19 protein-coding genes are annotated in these 15,534 nt (G+C 43.3%); 5 read left to right on the forward strand and 14 right to left on the reverse strand.

Annotated features, from left to right (window positions below):
* Positions 1 to 8 precede the first annotated feature (8 nt).
* The 4 genes from KIT51_06190 to KIT51_06205 form a co-directional block, all read right to left on the reverse strand.
* Positions 9 to 476 (reverse strand): DUF1772 domain-containing protein, encoded by a 468-nt coding sequence (locus KIT51_06190; GenBank protein ID UYN87842.1) that lies wholly within the window; start codon positions 474 to 476, stop codon positions 9 to 11.
* Between the two features lie 701 nt (positions 477 to 1,177).
* Positions 1,178 to 1,789 carry a hypothetical protein gene (locus KIT51_06195; protein UYN87843.1) on the reverse strand — a complete coding sequence of 204 codons (612 nt, stop codon included), beginning with the start codon at positions 1,787 to 1,789 and terminating at the stop codon, positions 1,178 to 1,180.
* A gap of 161 nt (positions 1,790 to 1,950) precedes the next feature.
* A complete protein-coding gene (locus KIT51_06200; GenBank protein ID UYN87844.1) occupies positions 1,951 to 2,556 on the reverse strand; it encodes a hypothetical protein in 606 nt (201 codons plus the stop codon).
* Between the two features lie 63 nt (positions 2,557 to 2,619).
* On the reverse strand, positions 2,620 to 3,273 hold the full coding sequence (locus tag KIT51_06205; GenBank protein ID UYN87845.1) for a hypothetical protein: 654 nt from the start codon (positions 3,271 to 3,273) through the stop codon (positions 2,620 to 2,622).
* Between the two features lie 247 nt (positions 3,274 to 3,520).
* Between KIT51_06205 and KIT51_06210 the strand changes: the two genes are divergently transcribed.
* On the forward strand, positions 3,521 to 3,898 hold the full coding sequence (locus KIT51_06210) for a TerB family tellurite resistance protein (GenBank protein UYN87846.1): 378 nt from the start codon (positions 3,521 to 3,523) through the stop codon (positions 3,896 to 3,898).
* Between the two features lie 3 nt (positions 3,899 to 3,901).
* On the opposite strand, the gene KIT51_06215 is transcribed toward KIT51_06210, so the two are convergent.
* Both KIT51_06215 and KIT51_06220 read right to left on the reverse strand, forming a co-directional pair.
* The gene (locus KIT51_06215; GenBank protein ID UYN87847.1) at positions 3,902 to 5,089 is read right to left on the reverse strand and encodes an FAD-dependent oxidoreductase; all 1,188 of its coding nucleotides are present in this window, start codon (positions 5,087 to 5,089) and stop codon (positions 3,902 to 3,904) included.
* A 12-nt stretch (positions 5,090 to 5,101) separates the two neighbouring features.
* Complete coding sequence (locus KIT51_06220) at positions 5,102 to 5,752, reverse strand: orotate phosphoribosyltransferase (protein UYN88509.1); 651 nt, start codon at positions 5,750 to 5,752, stop codon at positions 5,102 to 5,104.
* A gap of 150 nt (positions 5,753 to 5,902) precedes the next feature.
* On the opposite strand from KIT51_06220, the gene KIT51_06225 reads away from it, so the two are divergent.
* Positions 5,903 to 6,589, forward strand: a complete 687-nt coding sequence (locus tag KIT51_06225) for an NUDIX domain-containing protein (protein ID UYN87848.1) — start codon at positions 5,903 to 5,905, stop codon at positions 6,587 to 6,589.
* A 6-nt stretch (positions 6,590 to 6,595) separates the two neighbouring features.
* Here the strand turns inward: KIT51_06225 and coaD are convergent, their stop codons facing one another.
* The 4 genes from coaD to KIT51_06245 form a co-directional block, all read right to left on the reverse strand.
* The gene (gene coaD, locus KIT51_06230) at positions 6,596 to 7,051 is read right to left on the reverse strand and encodes a pantetheine-phosphate adenylyltransferase (protein UYN87849.1); all 456 of its coding nucleotides are present in this window, start codon (positions 7,049 to 7,051) and stop codon (positions 6,596 to 6,598) included.
* 54 nt (positions 7,052 to 7,105) lie between these two features.
* A complete protein-coding gene (locus tag KIT51_06235) occupies positions 7,106 to 7,987 on the reverse strand; it encodes a DUF3822 family protein (protein UYN87850.1) in 882 nt (293 codons plus the stop codon).
* A 1-nt stretch (position 7,988) separates the two neighbouring features.
* Complete coding sequence (locus KIT51_06240) at positions 7,989 to 8,801, reverse strand: hypothetical protein (protein ID UYN87851.1); 813 nt, start codon at positions 8,799 to 8,801, stop codon at positions 7,989 to 7,991.
* 73 nt (positions 8,802 to 8,874) lie between these two features.
* Positions 8,875 to 9,351, reverse strand: a complete 477-nt coding sequence (locus tag KIT51_06245; protein ID UYN87852.1) for an NUDIX domain-containing protein — start codon at positions 9,349 to 9,351, stop codon at positions 8,875 to 8,877.
* A 117-nt stretch (positions 9,352 to 9,468) separates the two neighbouring features.
* Here KIT51_06245 and KIT51_06250 point away from each other — a divergent pair, with 117 nt between their 5' ends.
* Complete coding sequence (locus KIT51_06250) at positions 9,469 to 9,882, forward strand: DUF1573 domain-containing protein (protein UYN87853.1); 414 nt, start codon at positions 9,469 to 9,471, stop codon at positions 9,880 to 9,882.
* Between the two features lie 54 nt (positions 9,883 to 9,936).
* Here the strand turns inward: KIT51_06250 and KIT51_06255 are convergent, their stop codons facing one another.
* Complete coding sequence (locus tag KIT51_06255) at positions 9,937 to 10,314, reverse strand: DUF423 domain-containing protein (protein ID UYN87854.1); 378 nt, start codon at positions 10,312 to 10,314, stop codon at positions 9,937 to 9,939.
* 104 nt (positions 10,315 to 10,418) lie between these two features.
* Here KIT51_06255 and KIT51_06260 point away from each other — a divergent pair, with 104 nt between their 5' ends.
* Entirely contained in the window at positions 10,419 to 10,766 is a 348-nt protein-coding gene (locus tag KIT51_06260) for a translation initiation factor (GenBank protein UYN87855.1), read from the forward strand.
* A 1-nt stretch (position 10,767) separates the two neighbouring features.
* On the opposite strand, the gene KIT51_06265 is transcribed toward KIT51_06260, so the two are convergent.
* The 3 genes from KIT51_06265 to KIT51_06275 form a co-directional block, all read right to left on the reverse strand.
* Entirely contained in the window at positions 10,768 to 11,847 is a 1,080-nt protein-coding gene (locus KIT51_06265) for a serine hydrolase (protein ID UYN88510.1), read from the reverse strand.
* A gap of 311 nt (positions 11,848 to 12,158) precedes the next feature.
* Positions 12,159 to 12,986: a helix-turn-helix transcriptional regulator gene (locus tag KIT51_06270; GenBank protein ID UYN87856.1), complete on the reverse strand. Its 828-nt coding sequence runs from the start codon at positions 12,984 to 12,986 to the stop codon at positions 12,159 to 12,161.
* Between the two features lie 170 nt (positions 12,987 to 13,156).
* The gene (locus tag KIT51_06275; protein UYN87857.1) at positions 13,157 to 13,612 is read right to left on the reverse strand and encodes an OsmC family protein; all 456 of its coding nucleotides are present in this window, start codon (positions 13,610 to 13,612) and stop codon (positions 13,157 to 13,159) included.
* 224 nt (positions 13,613 to 13,836) lie between these two features.
* On the opposite strand from KIT51_06275, the gene KIT51_06280 reads away from it, so the two are divergent.
* A complete protein-coding gene (locus tag KIT51_06280; protein UYN87858.1) occupies positions 13,837 to 15,534 on the forward strand; it encodes an amidohydrolase family protein in 1,698 nt (565 codons plus the stop codon).

Raw genomic sequence — 15,534 nt, forward strand, 5'->3', positions numbered from 1 at the left:
TGGTGATTTCACAGATGATCGTTTGGTTTTTGAACGGTTGACCAGGATACTAAAACCAATGCAACAAGTTCAGCAATTGTTCTTATAATATGGAACGACCACCATTTATCCCTTAAATCAGTCCAGTTGGTCGGGAGGGAATCAGCGTCCCATGCCAGCATCTCTTTTTGAATGGGTAAATTGCCGAATCGTGATATAATAATGCAGGATGCAAAACTAACGGCCGCAATAATCAAGGTAAAAAATATTGTTTTATTCTTTCTTTGAAGATACGCTGACAAGACCGTTACAACGGTAGCGACAATCACCAGTGTTACCATTAGGGTATTGAGGGATAACACCAGGTTTTTTTGTTGCTCAACATACGTGGAAGCTGAGTAATTCATAGGGTTGAATCCAATCCATATTCCAAAACTTGTTCCTGCCAGAAGAGCTGCAATAATAATATTGGTAAACCGGGTGAGTAAGGTTAGCATAAAGGTTTGGGGTTAGGTTCTTTAAACTAAGCTACAAAATTTTGTCCCTTAATCTCAGCGTCACCGCCTGCCTTTGCGGGTAATGGTGGTAAAAATCGTAAACGTACTGAAAATGTAAGCGGAGAAATAGTACTCAAGCCACCACGGGATTGCAATGGCAAGATAAATGCATAAGGGGTTGTGCGGCTATTAGTACGCTAAACCCGGAAAAGAAATAGTCTCTTAACAATTTGGTTCTCAATCTCAGATATTCTTTCTTGATTATTTGGTGAGGTTTGTCGTATACCTGTGTTACAAAATATTCCTACTGTCATTTTTTGATTCGGGAAATAGAAAAGGTCTGTGGTTGTTCCCATTCAACTCCTTTAGGTGTTTTTATATAGACAGCTACCCCAACTAGGTTCCCTGCTGTAGCTTTATTGATGTTTTTTTGAATCATCTTAAACTTTCTCGACTGTCCATAGGAATCACTTATGGTGATTACAACTAACAAAGTTGCAACTAGGATTGTCATTCCTTTACTTAAAAACTGTTGATGTCTCCTTGATCTGTCCTCCTACGGCACACAACGTTTTGGTTTGTGCAGTGACGGATAAATCCAACGGATTTGTCCGCCTACACGAATATAAATAAACTTGCTGACACTACGGGCGACTGTGTCGCTCGCCATTAAACAAACCTGGTGTTTGGCAGCTGGGCAATTATTTTATTACCAATATATCGCTAGTCGTAAACTCTGAGTAGTCTAAGTCAACACCATCTTGAAAATATTTGATTGTAAATCGGTACTCGTCTGTTATTTGTGGAGCTTGCTTAAGAATAAGTGTCATTTCCCGTGGAACAAGGGGATTTGTCTGAAGGTACTCTTTTAAGTCATACTTGTTTGCAGCGATGCCATTGTACCAGTCATTAATTACTATATCAAATAGTTCCGAGATGTCAGTTTCCTGAGGGTACTCGTCAGAAAAGTCTTTGTTAGTGGTTATTTTAATATCTATTATTTTATCGTCAGTAGTTGGAAGTAATTCGCTACATGCATAAAGTCCTGTTGTAAGAACGTAATTATTTTTAATTAATGAGAAATAACTTTGAGTTTTTGGCTTTAGATTAATACCAAGTTCATTATAGGTAACTCCGCTTGTTATCTGAGATAATGTAAGATTTTCGGCTGTCAAAGTCGCTTTATAAGTATTCCAGTCGATTGAAGTTACCTTAAATTTATCTGGGAATGGTCCGCAATTACAGGATACAAGTCCAGAAATTACTGTCATTAAAAAATAAACGATAAAAATTGTAAATACCTTTCTATTCATAATTGTCAATTGCCTTGCTGCCAACGTTTTGTGTTTATGACGGCTGCGGCTTTCGAAGCGCGTCTTTGTCCCACGTGGCCGAAACGAATTTAAGAAAGCTAAACTTCATAACAACACGTCACCCGCAGCTGGCATAAACACGGTGTTGCCAGCTGTTGCGTTTAGTCCCAATATATTTTTGTTCTTATTCTAAATGTTCCCATGGTCCTGTTGTCTGTTGTGAAAATCATGTTTAATTCAACAGTGCAGTTGTCACGTGTCCATTTACTTTTTCTTTCTATGTAACTTGATTGACCGTCCTTGATTTCTTTTATTTTTCCGTCTCCGGAAATTGGTCTACCAAGTTTGTCTGTTATATTTTTTAACAACTCGTCATACTTTGTATTGTATTCATTTATTCTTTTCGATTCATTCTTTAACTCTTTCTGTAAGTCTATGAAGTTGTTTATGATTTGTGTCTTGTCCCAGTCGTAAACGATTAGTCTTACTAATGAGTCATTTGGGGTGTAATAATATTGAACTACAGAAAACGGATTGAATTCTTTATCTTTTCTGTCAAACGTAATTGGAAATTCGAGGTCGTATTTTGTTGCTCCAGGAAAAAAGTCGTCAGAAACTGTCACTTTTCTTGTCTCCCTTTTTTGTGATTTGAACGATTCCTCAATTGTCGTGATGTCTTTAACTTTTTTCTGGTCAAACAAAAAGAAGTCTGGTTTGTCATTAGTTAGTTGTCCAGCTAATAGAACTATTAATATTATATGTTTCATAAACTCTTATTCTGTCTAACGCAATTGCTGGCAACTACCGTATATGTTTATTACACATATTTCCTAAATATCACTAGTTGATTGACCGTTATTTTCCAACATCTTCCGTACGTTACCATGAAACTCACCTATCGCTTTTGTATGCAGGCCTGGGTAAAGTATTTTATCGCGGAACCACGAACCGCTTTTGTACAAAGTTTTATGTGTTACCTGAGTGCCTCCCCTGGCTGTGGGGGTCAGTGAAATAAACTGCGAGCCTTGCGAGGCCGAATTTTCAAGGTAGCTAATGCGTATGGCTTTGGTTTTATCGCACACGTGCATCACTTCATGCCCTACAGCCAGGTTAACCAAGCCGTTCAGCAGCCTAAGGTTAAGGATTATTAACTGCCCGGCTTTTAGTCCTTCATAGTGTAAGTCTCCTGCATAGGTAATGCTGTGATCGTGCCGTGTGTATTGCATTCCAAACTTTACCATTGCCCCCCGCCAAACCTGGTCGGGACGGATGGTTTTGTAGGCATTCCATACCTCATGAATCGGGTGCTTAAATGAATAGGTCTTCAGGTGGCTATGGTAATCTTTTCCTGAAGGGTCATAACACAGGGCGCTTAGCTTCGAAAAGTCCTGCGGCTTTGCCAATTGGTAGTCGACCAGGAATTTTCGCACTTTCGGGTAGCGCACCCGGTGCAGGTCGATCGTTTCAGGTATAGGTTTAATCACTCTTCAATATACTGGATTTGTCCCAATTCCTTTAAGTGCATGCCGATCTAAGTTGTTCTCACAAGTGTATTTTTATACTATTTCTGCGCGCAAATTTTACTATTGTAATGCCAAAAAATTAACTATTGCGCAGCAAAAGGATTGCGTTTTGCTGAATTAATAGTGTTTGCCAATCATTCGGGGCAGGGAAATAAAAAATCTTTTTAGAAATGCGTATTAGCTTGGGTAGTGTAGAATGCTATCGATTATGGAAACGACATTAACCTATAAACTTGCTTTGTTGCACCTGGTGCATTTGCTGGTGCATGCCGATGATGTAGTTGACGACCAGGAGTTGGCCATGCTCCAGCGCATACGCGAAGAAGAACATATTACCGATGCGGTATTCAACGCGTTTACCTCACGTATTTCATTTTCAAACAACCGCGAATTGTACGAGCACGGTGTGCGGTTGCTTAACCAGTGCACCGATGAGGAGAAGCTTCAGGTTTTTGCCCACCTGTATAAACTGGCGCAAGCCGACAACGACTTCAGCATGAAAGAGGTGCGCCTTCTGTTTTATTCCCTTGAGCAAACACAGGTTGAATTTGATGATGTAGTGCTGATAGCCCGTATGGCTTCGTAAGCTTTATTTCGCCAGCAGGAAATGCACAGGGATAGCGGCTTCACCGCTTACAATAGCTGAAATTAATTCGCCCAGAGCTGGTCCGTGTTTAAAACCATGGCCTGAACCACCGCCCAGGAAAAAAAGATTACCTGCTTCGGGATGGTGATCGAAAATAAAATTACCATCAGGTGAATTTTCGTAAGGGCACACGCGGTTCTCAACCAGTGGTGCGTGCGCCAGCCCCGGAAAACGATGGGCAATAAATTTTCGGGCCTTGGCCAATACACTGGTATCAGCAATCCGCTCACCCGATGTTGGATCGAACGGAACGCCACGTTCGTCCACGCCAATCTTAAAACCGCGGTATGCATTGCCGGGTATGCCATAATAAAAATCTTTTCCGTCTACATCCACCCATACCGGAAAGTTTTCGTAAGCCTGTGCCTGATCGGGGGGAACACCAAAATAATACACTTCTTGTTTTGTACAGGTAATGGTTTGACCCAATACATCAGGAAAAATTTTACCCAGCCACGAACCGCAGGAGAAAATAAAACAATCGGCCTTTAAGGATTGCCCGTTGGAGAGTTTAACAGAGGTGAGTTTGTTGTCATCAATTTTTCCGGGTAAAGCATAAGCCTGAATATAGGTGCCGCCTTCATCCCGAAAGGCTTTTTGCACGGCCTGGCAAGCTTCGCGGGCGCGCAAACATCCACCGTAAGGATCCAGGTAACCATGATGGATATCTTCGGTGTTAACAATGGGGTATCGTTTTGCCAGTTCCTGTGCCGATAGCTTTTCATATTCCATCTTATGCTTTTTTGCAAAGGGGATGGAATCATCTACCAACGGGGTTTTTTCGTCATAACACATCCACAGTATGCCCTTGTTTTGAAATAGTTTTCTGTTCCAGCGCTGTTCATGTTCTTTCCACAAGGTTAATGCGCGCACATTTAAATCGAAGTAAAATTCGTTGGCGCCATAGGTAGAGCGTATCACCCGCGTTTCATCGCCCGAACTGCTGCGTGAATGGCCGGGTCCCCAGGCATCGATAAGTGTTACTTTATAATGCTGCCGGAGCAGAAAGAGGGAGGCCCATCCGCCAAAAGCACCGGCACCAATCACTGCAATACTGCTGCCCGGTGGCAGGGGCTCAATTTTTTTTGCGGGTGCTTTACCGACAACAGGTGAAAATGTATTGGCCGTCATAAACTTTTGGTATCAGGCTGTCCACCGCGATGGGTCGTAACGCCAGGCCTTCAACGATGTCAATTCTTGTTCGTTGATGTATTGCTGTTTAAGGGCACAGTTTAACAAGTAGTTATAATCGCTAAGGCTAACCATCGAAACATTGGCCTGGTAAAAGTTATTGATGGCAATGTCGAATCCGTAAGTAAATATGGAGGCCATGCCCAAAACATTTGCCCCGGCCTGGCGCAAGGCTTCAACGGCTTTCAGGGAACTTCCCCCGGTTGAAATCAGGTCTTCAATAACTACTATTTTTTGCTCTTTTTGGATGCGCCCCTCAATCAGGTTTTCCATGCCATGGTCTTTCGGCTTTGGCCTTACATAGGCGAAAGGCAAATTGAGGGCATCAGCCACAAGTGCCCCTTGTGCAATACCGGCTGTAGCCACACCGGCAATGGCCTCAACGGCACCATAATTTTCTTTGATGATAGAAATCAATCCTGCTTTTATGGTATTTCTTATTTCAGGGTAGGATAGGGCCAGCCGGTTGTCGCAATAGATGGGTGACTTCCATCCTGAGGCCCAGGTGAAGGGCTTTTGCGTATTTAATTTAATGGCTTCAATCTGCAAGAGCATGGTGGCCACCTGCTCGGCCGTTTTTCCTTCAACTTTAACAATGGGCATACCGCAAATAATGTTTCCCGAAAAATCCGGTAATCGGTCGGTTAAATCAAGTTTGGTAGCCAAATTGGGCAAAAAACTTTAGTCCCCCCTTGTGGGGTTAGAGAATATTTATTCTTTTGCACGCATGGTGCGCCTTCTATTGTTTCCCGGATGATAATTTTTATCAATGATATCCCGGTAAGTCTGTACAAAGCCGATGAAAGTCCGGTAGACGGTCATTTTAATCATGTTATAGATGCTGCGCACGAACCGGTTACGCGTGCCAGGCTGGTACAGCACGTTTGGGTTAAAAATGTGCGCGAACCCGAGTTTGAAATGCTGTTGGAATACCTCAATTCCAAAGTGCCCATAGGGCTTCATTCCCTGCACATCAGTGCATACGATTATACAGCCTTGAAAAATCAACTGACCAGCAAGTTTAAGGTTATAAAGGCTGCAGGCGGGCTGGTGCGAAAAAAGGATAAGTTTTTGATGATTTACCGGATGAAGAAGTGGGATTTGCCCAAGGGCAAGAAAGAGCGTGGCGAAAAATACCCGCAGGCCGCTATTCGCGAAGTGGAAGAGGAATGCAATGTTTCAGTAAAGTTGGCCGGAAAAATTTGTACCACCTGGCACACCTATACCATGAACCGCAGGGCCATGTTGAAAAAAACAAAGTGGTATGCAATGGACCTGATCGATGATTCTAAAATGAAGCCGATGGGGGAGGAAGATATTGAAGAATTGCGTTGGATGAAGACCAAAGAAGTGTACCATGCCCTTGAGCATTCCTACAAGTCGATCCGCTATGTTTTTGAGCGGTACTACGATTTGGTGGACATCAAATCCCCACGCTGAAATTTCTTAAAGTTTGTACGGCAAGAAACTTGAAACATCGCCTTTGTAGCGGTGCACTTCACGTATGATGGACGAACTGATGGATGCAAACTGCGGTGAGGTAATTAAAAAAACGGATTCCAATTCGGCATTCAGGTAGCGGTTTACCTGGGCAATACTGTTTTCATATTCAAAGTCGGTGGTGTTGCGCAAGCCACGGAGTAAGTATTTTGCTCCGTTTTTGCGCGCAAATTCAGCGGTAAGTTCCGAGAAGGTAACTACTGAAATATTGGGATAGTTAACAAATGTTTTGCGGATGCACTCCAGCATCAGCTCAATTTCAAAATAGCGAACGCTTTTGCCGCTGTTGTAGCCGATGGCCACAATGATTTCATCAAAAAGTTTAAGGCCTCTTAAAACAATATCTTCATGGCCTCTCGTAAAGGGATCAAATGAGCCGGGGAATAGCGCAATACGTTTCATGGGGCAGGAGTTATCGGTTAAAGGTCGGCAAATGCTTACGGATAACCAAAGTGGTTAAAACAGGTCAATGCTATAGAGGTCCAGAAAGTGGTGGTCCTGAACTTCATCAAACAGATATCCGAACGTAAGGTGCGTGGGCCGTTCACCAAAGGTTACGTTTTGAATGTACTTGTAAAACTCATGGTAATGGGGTGAGTTTTTACCAATATATCCCCACATAATTACTTTGCTGGTTTGTTGGTCCATTTCCAGTGTTTTCATAACCAGCATAATGTATTTGATATAGTCCTGAAAGCTAAGGATGCTGAACTGGTTGTAGTACACCAGTTTATTTTCGTTAACCGATAAAATGTGCAGCTTGAACCGATCAACATAAAGGTACAAAGGGTTGTCGTTTCGTGAGGCAGCATAGTGCATCACCCCTTCAATAAGGGCAGCCGATTGGTGGAGGACGGTGAATTGTTTTTGCGGATAAAGTGCCTCCAGCCAGGCGGTCATTTCTTTTTGAACGGCAAATACAGTTACTGCCTGGCTGTTTTTCATGGCCACGGCCAAAACTTCTTCGCGGTTTTTATTTACATGCGCATTAAATTTCAGGTAGTCGGCTGCTGATTCCGGGGCAAACAAGGTTTGTGGTACCTGAACCAGTTTTTGATTTTTGACCGCAAGTTTTATGGCCTTCCAGAAACCTGCTTTTAAAAAGGCATGATGGTCAAACAGTTGATCGAGGGTGTTCAGTAAATCTTCATTGGAAGACACGGATGGAAGAACATAGTCTTCCAGGAATAAAATCCGCTTGTCAGCCCCGTCTACAACGGCAACCTGAACATCGCGCGCGCCAACATTTACCAATAAGGAGTAGTCGTGGATGTTGTCTTCTTCAAAACGATCATCCTTGATTTTTTTTATCAGCTTAAACGCGGCAAGGCTTTGCAAGTTATTCCCAGTTTCCGGCTGTGGTTACATCAGTGCGTGAACCAAAGCGCAGTGGCTTTCTGTTTTTGGCTTCGTTCTCCTCCCTGCGTTCAGGATTGATCGGGGCAGGATCCTTTACTTCAATAACCCAAACTTTAATGTTGTTCCGATCAATTTGCTTGGTAAAAATGTCAAAGCTCTTGTCGGAGCCCGGAACTTTCGAAAGGTTTTTGATGTCAACATCAGGGTTTAATTGGTAATCCCAGAAGGTAATGAGGTTTTGGCCCTTTTTTACCTTATCGCCTGAACTGATTTTAGCCAGGCTGCTGATGGTTCCTTTATCCAGGAAGCTGAATTCTTCCACACGGTCGTTTGACTCCCTGCGCAAGCGATACGACTTTGTTCCTTTCACCACATAGTCACCCTCATTTTTCAAAAAGCCCAGAAAAGTACCATTGTCAGCAGCATTTACAGCATATGTTTTCCTGAAGATTTTTTCTTTTGCAGATACCTGGCCGATGGTATCTATCTTAACCAATACACTATCAACACCATAGCTTTTGGGGATGATGGTTTCGGTTTTAACGATGATGGGCACAGTACCATTTTCGATGAAGTTGATAAGCGAATCCCAATTGCTGGTGTACTTACCGTGCTGTTCGAGGTATACTTTTTGGGCTTCACGGATAACCGAGAGTTTATCGGTGATTTGCCGCTCGGTGGAAACGATTTTCTCGCGAAACTCAATAGTTGAATTAATGCTGTTATACAGGTAATAGGCTAAGGCTAAGCTAACGGCAAAAAGAACGTAAGCGAGTATTTTTGAAAGGTTCATCAGTTTCGGTTTAAGGTCACAAGTATAATTATTTTAAGGGGTAAAAAACAAGGTAAAATCCGTGTTTGGAGAATTATATTCCATAAAAACCGGTCAGGTTTTTTAATTCTTCATGGGTTTTGCAATGCTTCAAAATGCCGTGTTTTTCAGCCTCGGGCATGGCCATAATTACATCCCAGGGAACAAATTCTACTGACTTGATAATCTGATTTTCCGGTTGCATTTCAGGGTCCGAACCTGTACTTAGCCTGCCTCCGGTAACGCTTACATCGGCAAACAATTCAATGGCATGGAGGGGAGGGTTTACAAACTCGGTCACGAACCGGAAACCGTCAACTTTTATATGTAATCCTGTCTCCTCCATAAACTCCCGTTTCAAACAGTCTTCCATATGCTGGCCAAAATCAAGGCCACCCCCCGGGGGTGCCCAAAAATCCTGGCCTTTATACAAGCTATGGTTGACCAGCAGCAGTGAATTTTCCTCCCAGCAAAGCCCGGAAACACGAACACGTACCTTATTGCCGTAAAGGGTATTAACATTCTTATCCATGTGGCTTACCTGCGGGGATAATTCAAGATGGACGGCAAAGTCACGAATCTTTTAGAAATTTGCACTTTATTGGCAAAATAGTTGTTCAGCGATTGTAACTTTGAAAAAATTAATCCCATGAAAAAGTTCTTTGTTTTCTTACTGATGGTTGCCCTTGCTTCAGGCACATATGCGCAGGATAAGCAAGCCACTACTTCCAAAACAAATGGCCCTGTACTCACCTTTGAAAAAAACACCCACGATTTTGGGGATATTTTCCAGGGCGACCAGGTGGAGCATGTGTTTAAGTTTACCAATACCGGTAACGAGCCGCTTATCATTTCGAATATTCAGGTTACCTGTGGTTGCACAGCCCCTTCGTGGCCTAAAAACCCAATCCCCCCGGGTGGAAAGGGAGAAATAAAAATTGGGTTTAACAGCACGGGCAAAATGGGTCGCCAAAACAAAACGGTTACGGTAGTTTCCAATGCCGTGAATGACGACAACCTGATTTCATTTGTGACCAACATCCTGGCGAAGAACCCAAATTAACTCCGTCCGGGTAAAGAATCAGCTAAAGCCATTCTGTGAAGGATGGCTTTTTTGTTAGCGTATTTTGTAAATACCTGCCAGCAGGCATAGCCAACCGGCAATTAATGCCACACCGCCTATGGGTGTGATCATAGCAAAGGTTTTAATTTGTGTAAAGCACAACAGGTATAAACTGCCGCTGAATAAGAAAACGCCTGCAACGAACAAGCGCGAAGCATACGCAAAAAGTGTAACACGAAATAGATGCTGCAGTATACCGGCAACCAATAAGGCCAGCGCGTGGTAAAACTGGTAACGTACGGCCAGTTCAAACGTATCTACGCGACCAGTTTCAATAAGCATGGGTTTTATTGCATGTGCGCCAAAAGCACCTACGGCTACACCCAACATTCCTAATGCAGCACCGATCGTAAACGTAGTTCGGCTATTCATATATTTAAAGCAGTGTTTGTAAGGCGTTTCAAAGATAACGGCCTTCAGGGTATATCGTATCACTATATTCCTCATTACTTTTACTGCGGTATTATTGAATGATCATGGCCAAAAAAAACGACTGGAAAAACCGCGAAGGTGTAGTGTACTCTACTGCTTCGGATTTTGACTATAACTACAAACATGATGTCGAAGCCACAACCTTACCTCCGCAACAACAGCAACTGAAAGTTATGTTGGACAAAAGCGGCAGGGCGGGCAAGCAAGTAACACTGGTTACCGGCTTCATCGGCACGGCAGCTGATTTAGAAACACTTGGAAAAAACCTGAAGAACAAATGCGGTACCGGAGGCTCAGTGAAAGATGGTGAAATTATTATACAAGGTGATTTTCGCGACCGTGTGGTGCAGTTGTTGGTGAAGGATGGGTATAAGGCGAAGCGGGTGGGTTGAATCAATTTCTTTTCAACCCCATTCCTATAACAGCAAGCATAATTAAAATCACTCCGATGAGTAACATGTTAACCAGTTTACCCAATTGCATGGTAAAGAGCAACGTGTCAACTTTTCCTGTTTTCAGAAATACCCAATCGCTTGCTATTCGGGTTGCCAGATCGGGATTGCCGGTTTCCAAAACAATTATTCCATCGCCTGTAACAGGGTTGATCCTAATGGCTGTGTTGATTGGTGGTGTACTTTTTCCATCATGCCCAAAGATGTCTTCATTATTTTCTATACCTATATAGAGCATGCAACCTAAGCCAAATATTTTTTCACCCATGATGTCCCAGTGGGCCTCTCTCATGGACTTTAGGGTTGAAGGGCTCAACAGACCTCTACCGATGGGTTCTCCATTCTTGCCACGTAGAAATAATTGAAAGAAAATTTCCAAATCAGCTAGTGATGTGTAAAGTGATGCCGCAGCTAACGATGAGTAGTAGAAATGAGGCGCGGACGTCCTGTTACTATTGAAGAACTCACATAGCCTGTTATTTAAAGTATCATTCATTATGAACGTGCTGCTGGTCATGTTCAGCGGCTTGAACAAATTGCCCACCATAAAATCGTTGAATGATTGACCGCTTGTTTCTTCCACCAATAGTTGCAGGAGGGTATAACCACCACCTGAGTATTTCCACCGGGAGCCGGGCTGGATCCCAACTTCTACCTTACCACTTCTCCCCTCGTCTGCATCTTTTGCTTTGGTAAGTGATGCTTCGAGCGTTTGCACTGAATCTGGGTTTGCAAAACCACTATAGCCAAGTTCATCCGTTAAACCAGCGGTGTGGCTAAGAAGTTTTCTAGTGGTTACTTGTTCAATATCAAATTTGCTTGGTGGTAACTGCCACCTTGTAAGGTATATACTAACAGGAGTATCCAGTTTTATTTTTCCCATTTCAGTCAGTTTCATTATCCCCACGGCAGATACAAATTTTGAAAGAGATGAGACCTGAAAAATTGTGTTTCTGTCTACTGGTTTATTATGGGAATAAAAAAGCTCCTTTTCAACTTCACCATTCTTCATGATTGCCATGGCAAAGTTTCCAATGAATTCCTTATGACAAATCTCTTTGACTGCGGTAGCAAATGAATCTGAGTCAATGTTTTTTGTGAGGGGTTTATGCCACCAGCCGTTTAATGAACCATAGACTGTTATACTTGTCCAGACGAAGGAGAGGATGATTACAGCAATGGCATATTTGATGATTTTTTCTTTCATACAAAATTCTTTACTCACTGAAAAAGATTTGTGAAAGGTATAACCACATAGAACCATAGCATTGATCAACTATGTGTTCTATGTTTCTATGTGGTTAAAATCTTGGTTTTTGCGCGCTTAAAATATCAAGCACTCAGCGCCACCTGGCTTGTTGGTGATTTGGATAAGTACTCATACCCCCGGTACAGCACCAGTATCTCTACAATAATGGCCGGAATCATAATCACGTAAGCAATAAAGAAAAGCAATACCGTAACCAGCGTACAACCAATAAGTATTTCAAGAATGCCTGCAGCACGCGCCAGTTCACCCATACCATCCTGAAGGCGCAGGAGTGCAATACCAAATACAATGGTTAATGTTCCCGAAACAATGGCTGCTATGGAATACGGCAACCATAATTGTTCTGTGCTATCAGAGAAAAGTGTTACACTATCCAGTATACCAACACCCAGTACAGTTGCCATCATCAGGTAGGCGCCAAGGGTAAGTAATTTGTTTTCGAAGAGTTTACTTAAAAGGATGAATCCACGGGCAAATAAGATGTACGAAGTCATCATAACAATGCTTAAGCCTATGTACACCAGGTTAATCCATTGTTCCCATGAACGATCCTTCGTCAGCCATGCAATATCCATCGCGGTTAAGCAAATTTCTACCGCAAGATAAATGGCTCCGGCAATCACAGACGTCAGCAGTATACCGCGACCGGAATGTTCCAATTGTTCAGTTTTTGTTTCCATGTTAGTGGGTTTCGTTAAAAATGTTTCAGGCGATTCCCCCAAGGCGTTCAGCAGGATTTTAACAGTGGATACGCGCGGCAACACTTCCCCTGCTTCTATGCGTTGGATGGTGCGCACGCTCACATTACTTTTTTCTACAAGTTCTTCCTGGGTGAGGTTTAGTTCCTTTCGCAGGGCGGTTAAGCGCCTGCCGAGTTCGGGCTGTTGCATTGTACAATACGGTTTAGCTTTGCAATGATACGGCTAATACCCGTTGGGGATAGCGGATTTACCCCGTCATTTGCCCGTCATTTGGGGTAAGGTGCATTTCGACTGCATTCAACTCAATTTGGAAAGCAATTGATTGAGGCTTTTGAAAGAACACTACAATATGAATGGGTTTAAACTTCGGGAATCAACCCACCGAGCATGATGGTGGGCTTCATAATTACCCTGGCAGTAATTGAATTTGTGATCAGGCAGGCTGCTTCGGCTTTTTGCAAAACCCGTCCAGCCCGATCACCATCTTTTTCATGCACAATAACCAAGTGAGGCTCCAGCAAGATTTCTGTCATTTTATACTTGCCATCAACCAAGGCAAGCGTGCCAATTGCCTTGCAGGTAAAACTTTCAAATTCCAGCTTTGAGTTTTCGGCAATTGCCAAAAAGGTCGTCATGAGGCAACTGCTAACTGCTGCTGTAAATAAGTGCTCGGGTGACCAAATACCTTCAACGCCCTTGGGAAAGGGTGGGGGTGTGGCAACTTCAACGGTATTATCCAGTTCTTCGGATGATAAAATACCCTGCCGGTCGTGACGCCAGCCCAGGTTTACGGTATACGAATGGTTGGTATTCATTTGCTCTATTTTCAACAAATATGCTTTGGTGCCAACGGCTCATGTATGACTTAAGTCACATAACAGACAGATTTTTGTTAACAGGATTTAAATAGCTCTAAACATGCTTTTTCTTGCAGTCATGACCATCGAATGAAAAAATAAGCCATCCATGTATTCTGGTTGACCGGATAAGCCAATCGCTCTATCTTGCCGGGGTAGTTCCTAATCTTAAACTAAGTTTCATGAATCGATTTTACCGAATACCCCGGCAATGGCTTGCCTTGTTGCTTTGCTGGACATTCCTGGGCGTATATGCGCAGGAGGAGGTTAAGTTGGCCCCCGTTACCCGAACGTATGCCATCACCAATGTAAACATTTATCAGGGCCCCGGCCGAAAGGTAGATATGGGCACCGTTATTATCCGTAACGGCATTATTCAAAATGTTGGTAAGAACCTGGCCATCCCTGCCGATGCTATAGTTATTAAGGCCGACAGTATGTATGTATATGCCGGTTTTATTGATGGCTATTCGCGCGTGGGGGTTACTAAGCCTAAAGAGGAGCCTAATCGTGAGCGTCCGAAAGATCCGGGTAATCCGGAGCCTGCACAGGCAGGAATTACTCCACAAAACGATGTTCGCACTTCATTAAACCCTGCAGAGAAATCCGTTGAGGATTTACGTGCACTTGGATTCACCACGGCACAGGTTGTACCCTATGGTGGTATGCTTCCAGGCAGCGCGGCAATCATTCAATTGGGTGGGGCTTCTGCCAATGACATGGTGTTGTCGGGCAATTCTGCTTTTTATTCAGAGTTGACTCCTGCCCAGCGTGTTTATCCAAATACCGTTATTGGTGTGATGTCCAAATACCGTGAGTTGTACCGTCAAGCCTCACAGGCAAAAGCGTACGAGAATTTGTATGCTTCTAACCGTGCTGGCCTTGAGCGGCCGGTTAGTGATAAAATACTGGAAGCATTTTACCCGGTTATCGATAAGCGCGTGCCTGTGTTGTTTAAGGCCGAACGCAACCTTGATATCAATCGGATAATACTTTTGCAAAAAGACCTTGGCTTTAACGTTGTATTGGGCGATGTAAAAGAAGGTTGGGATATGCTCAATAAAATTAAAGCAGCCAATGCAAAAGTTTTCTTAAGTCTTGATTTGCCTGAAGCTGTTAAGGAAGAGAAAAAAGACGAGAAGAAAGAGGAATCAAAAAAACCGGCAGATGCCGAAAAGGAAGCACTCGAAAAAAGAAAAGCCGAAACTATTGCACAGTATACAGCACAGGCATCGGTTTTCCAGAAAGCCGGTATTACGTTTGGTTTTTCTACCGCCTCTGCAAAAGCAAAAGATATACCCGCCAACCTGCGCAGGATGATCGCTGCCGGTTTAACCGAAGACCAGGCCCTTGCGGCACTTACCACCACACCGGCACTACTGCTGGGCATTGCTGACCGTGTGGGTACGGTAGACAATGGAAAAATCGCCAACCTGGTCATTACCGATAAGTCATACTTTAACGAAAAATCAAAAGTGCGTTATGTGTTTGTGGATGGTGTGATGTACAAATATGAAGTTAAAGAGGAGAAGAAGACGGATGCCAAAAACGGAAATGGTAAAAAGGCCGATCCGAACGGCAAGTGGTCATACACCACCGAAACACCACAAGGTAACTCAACCGGTGTAATTAAAATCAAAAATGATGGCGGATCGTATTCCGGCACGATTACCAACAGCATGAGTGGTCAGGAAACGGAATTGAACTCCATTGTGGTAGAAGGAAATTCCATGACGTTTACGTTCGGTTTTAATGCGGGTGGAGGCACCATGACCATTGAAGTGAGCCTTACTATTGATGGCAACGACTTTGAAGGAACCATGTCGGTAGGCAACTTCGGAAGTTTCCCGATGAAAGGTTCAAAAGACCCTAACCAATAA

The organism is Cyclobacteriaceae bacterium, assembly GCA_025808415.1.
Classification (GTDB): domain Bacteria; phylum Bacteroidota; class Bacteroidia; order Cytophagales; family Cyclobacteriaceae; genus UBA2336.

What these genes read in the sequence shown, in the direction of transcription:
- KIT51_06190 (UYN87842.1), bottom strand. Translation starts at nt 476, where the DNA reads ATGCTAACCTTACTCACCCGGTTTACCAATATTATTATTGCAGCTCTT.
- KIT51_06195 (UYN87843.1), bottom strand. Translation starts at nt 1,789, where the DNA reads ATGAATAGAAAGGTATTTACAATTTTTATCGTTTATTTTTTAATGACA.
- KIT51_06200 (UYN87844.1), bottom strand. Translation starts at nt 2,556, where the DNA reads ATGAAACATATAATATTAATAGTTCTATTAGCTGGACAACTAACTAAT.
- KIT51_06210 (UYN87846.1), top strand. Translation starts at nt 3,521, where the DNA reads ATGGAAACGACATTAACCTATAAACTTGCTTTGTTGCACCTGGTGCAT.
- KIT51_06215 (UYN87847.1), bottom strand. Translation starts at nt 5,089, where the DNA reads ATGACGGCCAATACATTTTCACCTGTTGTCGGTAAAGCACCCGCAAAA.
- KIT51_06220 (UYN88509.1), bottom strand. Translation starts at nt 5,752, where the DNA reads ATGCCCATTGTTAAAGTTGAAGGAAAAACGGCCGAGCAGGTGGCCACC.
- KIT51_06225 (UYN87848.1), top strand. Translation starts at nt 5,903, where the DNA reads ATGATAATTTTTATCAATGATATCCCGGTAAGTCTGTACAAAGCCGAT.
- coaD (UYN87849.1), bottom strand. Translation starts at nt 7,051, where the DNA reads ATGAAACGTATTGCGCTATTCCCCGGCTCATTTGATCCCTTTACGAGA.
- KIT51_06240 (UYN87851.1), bottom strand. Translation starts at nt 8,801, where the DNA reads ATGAACCTTTCAAAAATACTCGCTTACGTTCTTTTTGCCGTTAGCTTA.
- KIT51_06245 (UYN87852.1), bottom strand. Translation starts at nt 9,351, where the DNA reads ATGGATAAGAATGTTAATACCCTTTACGGCAATAAGGTACGTGTTCGT.
- KIT51_06250 (UYN87853.1), top strand. Translation starts at nt 9,469, where the DNA reads ATGAAAAAGTTCTTTGTTTTCTTACTGATGGTTGCCCTTGCTTCAGGC.
- KIT51_06255 (UYN87854.1), bottom strand. Translation starts at nt 10,314, where the DNA reads ATGAATAGCCGAACTACGTTTACGATCGGTGCTGCATTAGGAATGTTG.
- KIT51_06260 (UYN87855.1), top strand. Translation starts at nt 10,419, where the DNA reads ATGGCCAAAAAAAACGACTGGAAAAACCGCGAAGGTGTAGTGTACTCT.
- KIT51_06265 (UYN88510.1), bottom strand. Translation starts at nt 11,847, where the DNA reads ATGGCAATCATGAAGAATGGTGAAGTTGAAAAGGAGCTTTTTTATTCC.
- KIT51_06270 (UYN87856.1), bottom strand. Translation starts at nt 12,986, where the DNA reads ATGCAACAGCCCGAACTCGGCAGGCGCTTAACCGCCCTGCGAAAGGAA.
- KIT51_06275 (UYN87857.1), bottom strand. Translation starts at nt 13,612, where the DNA reads ATGAATACCAACCATTCGTATACCGTAAACCTGGGCTGGCGTCACGAC.
- KIT51_06280 (UYN87858.1), top strand. Translation starts at nt 13,837, where the DNA reads ATGAATCGATTTTACCGAATACCCCGGCAATGGCTTGCCTTGTTGCTT.